The sequence below is a fragment of the Bacteroides sp. PHL 2737 genome, from assembly GCF_004115325.2.
GTDB lineage: Bacteria > Bacteroidota > Bacteroidia > Bacteroidales > Bacteroidaceae > Bacteroides > Bacteroides hominis.
Genome location: NZ_CP040633.1, coordinates 1 through 2,750, shown reverse-complemented (window position 1 = coordinate 2,750; position 2,750 = coordinate 1). Strand labels below are relative to the sequence as shown.

General features: G+C 41.6%; 2 protein-coding genes. Both read right to left on the bottom strand.

Annotated features, from left to right (window positions below; genetic code table 11):
• Positions 1-375: 375 nt before the first annotated feature.
• Positions 376-1,479 carry a plasmid recombination protein gene (locus tag DBK98_RS23020; RefSeq protein ID WP_007219893.1) on the bottom strand — a complete coding sequence of 368 codons (1,104 nt, stop codon included), beginning with the start codon at positions 1,477-1,479 and terminating at the stop codon, positions 376-378.
• A 617-nt stretch (positions 1,480-2,096) separates the two neighbouring features.
• A complete protein-coding gene (locus DBK98_RS23015; protein WP_004295513.1) occupies positions 2,097-2,687 on the bottom strand; it encodes a replication/maintenance protein RepL in 591 nt (196 codons plus the stop codon).
• Between the last annotated feature and the right edge of the window lie 63 nt (positions 2,688-2,750).

Sequence of the window (2,750 nt, the reverse complement as noted above, 5' to 3'; positions counted from 1 at the left end):
TATTAAGGGAAATATTATTTTCCTGTTTAGTATTATATTAGGAAATCAGTATTTTCTAGATTGGAAAATGAGAATTTCCAATATGGAAAATGCCCTATATTGTGTATCAAGTACTTAACTTATTCTATTTCTTCTATTCTTAATATACCCCCAAAACAGCACAAAATCAGTCACTTAAAAATCATCGGTCGGGGAGCGCCCAGCGGCAAGGGGCGGGACCACCCGTCCCGACGAGCGCCACACCATAAACTTTTTTTAGAATAAGCACACAACCGTTTTCCGAACCCTGCAAAATTTCTTCCGAATCCGAACGACGTAACACTCCATTGAGAGAGGCTGCCGTTTGGTCGCTCCCCCTTTGGGGGCGGGGGGGGGTTACATACCCATACCGAAACCTCTGCTTCTGGTGATTTGCTTGAGTAGGTCTTTCCCCTCTTCCATAGCTTTTGATATGTTTGGGAAATGATGCCTTAAAGCCTCCAGTTGTTCGGAATTGAACAAGTCTTTCATCTTACCAAGTTCTTTTTTCAATTCCTTGGTTTCGGTCTTTAGTTCTTGGTTCTCCGTCCTTAATCGGTTACTGGTTGTCCTTGCGTTGTCCATTTGTTGTCTATAATACTCCTTGTCATTCTCGGCTTTGAATGCCTTTGTGCCGTTTTGCTCTTTTTCAAGTATAGCCTTTCCCAGTCTATCGGATAGCTGTTCATTTTCCCCCTCTAAAGCCTTTACTTTGGCTTTTAAGGCATCCTTTTCCCTATCGTTGACTGTTTTTCCAATCAAGCCGTAAAACTTCTCTGAAGCCTTAGAAATGAGTTTTTGGACGTTCTTCTTTGTTTCAATGGAACGTAGTTCTTTCTGAAGCTGAAGAAGCTGGTTTTGTACGTCCTTGTGTTTGTCTAATGCACTGGATATATCGTTTGATAGTTCCTGAAGCTGTTCTTTCGCACATTCGGTCTTGTACTGCATAGCCGATAAGTGTTTGCGGTCAGAAGAAACGCCACGTTCCATGCCCAGTGTTTCAGATGCTATGGTTTGGAGTTCTGCCATGTCATCACGCGATAAACGCACACTTTTCCCATTCGGCTGCGTCCAATCGAAAACTACATGGGCATGAAGGTTAGGTGTCCATTGCTTTGCGTTCATGTATCCTTCGTCCTTGTGTATATGGATTTGAAATGCTTCGATACCGAAACGTTCTTTGCAGACCGTGGCAAACTGCTGGAGTTCCTGCATGGTGGTTTCTTGTTTGATTACTATTACTCCCTCTCGTATGGGTGCGGCTTTAGCCTGCATCTTCTGCCCAACCGTATCGAGATATCTTTGTTTCGCACTTTCCAGCCGATGGGAGATGCTATCTCCAACCCAGCTTTCATTCAAATGACTAAGTTCGGGACGAACATAGTCCAACTCTTTTTCCCTAAAGTTGTGAATCTCACTCCCCGGCTTCACTGCTTGTACATGAATACTTGTTGCTCCCATAAGTTAACATTTTTGTGACAATCGATAACAGCCGGTGACAGCCGGCTGACAGGGGGTTAAGGGGGCTTGTCCCCTTACACACGCACCCTTTAGGGTGCTAGTGTGCTATCACCATACTGCATAGGTGCGAAGTTAGCAAATGTTCTGTAAATGCACAAATAAAGGGGAAAACATTTGGATTTGCGACAATAAAGTACTACCTTTGTTGCTGACCAAACGGTAGCCGACCGATACGGGAGAGTTACCAAAATACAAGCCGCTGGAGTTAATTGACGGACATCCGACATCTCCAGCGGCTTTATTTTTGCCTATCTGCTTCGTCTAGGCATACCAGTACCTCTACTAAAAATGTACTTCAAAGATACTTATTTTCTACCGACTTGATAGTTTTTACCCCATATTCTTGGACATTTTTCCCCCATGAGGTTATCTTTGTAGGGTGAAAGAGAAACCCATAAACGGGGATAGATTGAATGCTGGGAAGCATAAACAATCGGGGTAAGGTTAGCGAACCTTGCCTTTCATCCCCCATTATAACTTTACATAGAGGAACTTTATCTATCCCCCCCCGCCCCCAAAGGGGGAGCGACCAAACGGCAGCTTCACTCAATGGAGTGTTACTGTTCATCAAAGCCAAGTGATAATTGTCGTTTCTCTGCTTCTTCTTTCTTTTGGGCAGCTAAAGTCTTTTTCCGAACGTATGTTTTAGCAAATGTCACTCGGTCACCATTGAATACTATCAGAGGATTAATAAACCAAAGATTATCGGCTGGTCCTCGGGCTATGATTTCAGCTTTTACAAGTTCTGCAAGTCCTTTATAAACGGCTTTGTCTGTTTTGTATTTGGTATATTCTAGGCATTTTTTTCTATTGAAGATGATTAAATCATTTTTGGGTTTCATGCAGGTCATAAAGTAACCAAAAACCCGAATAGCTGCTTGTGATAGGTCAAAGAATGCAGCAAAGTTAGAAAGATACAATTTAGTGAATTGTTCTTCATCTACTTCTATTTGACGGATAAACGAAGTCTTAAACACTTCTCCAGTTTCAGTGTCGGCTAAAGCTACTACGGCTCTCTTATCGCCACCACTATTACTCTTATACTTTTTAACAACATGATTTTCAATACCTTCTATAGCTTGTTTCATAAAAGGATTTTCTTCGTTCTTTTGAAAATCGGTTAACTTAACTGCTTTTTTATTTTCCATTTTGATGTGTTTTTGGGAAATATTATTCTCCACAAAGTAAACTATTATTTTCCATAAAAACAA

Bases quoted from the DNA above. Each gene is read 5' to 3' on its own strand.
- DBK98_RS23020 (WP_007219893.1), bottom strand. From the start codon at position 1,479: ATGGGAGCAACAAGTATTCATGTACAAGCAGTGAAGCCGGGGAGTGAG.
- DBK98_RS23015 (WP_004295513.1), bottom strand. From the start codon at position 2,687: ATGGAAAATAAAAAAGCAGTTAAGTTAACCGATTTTCAAAAGAACGAA.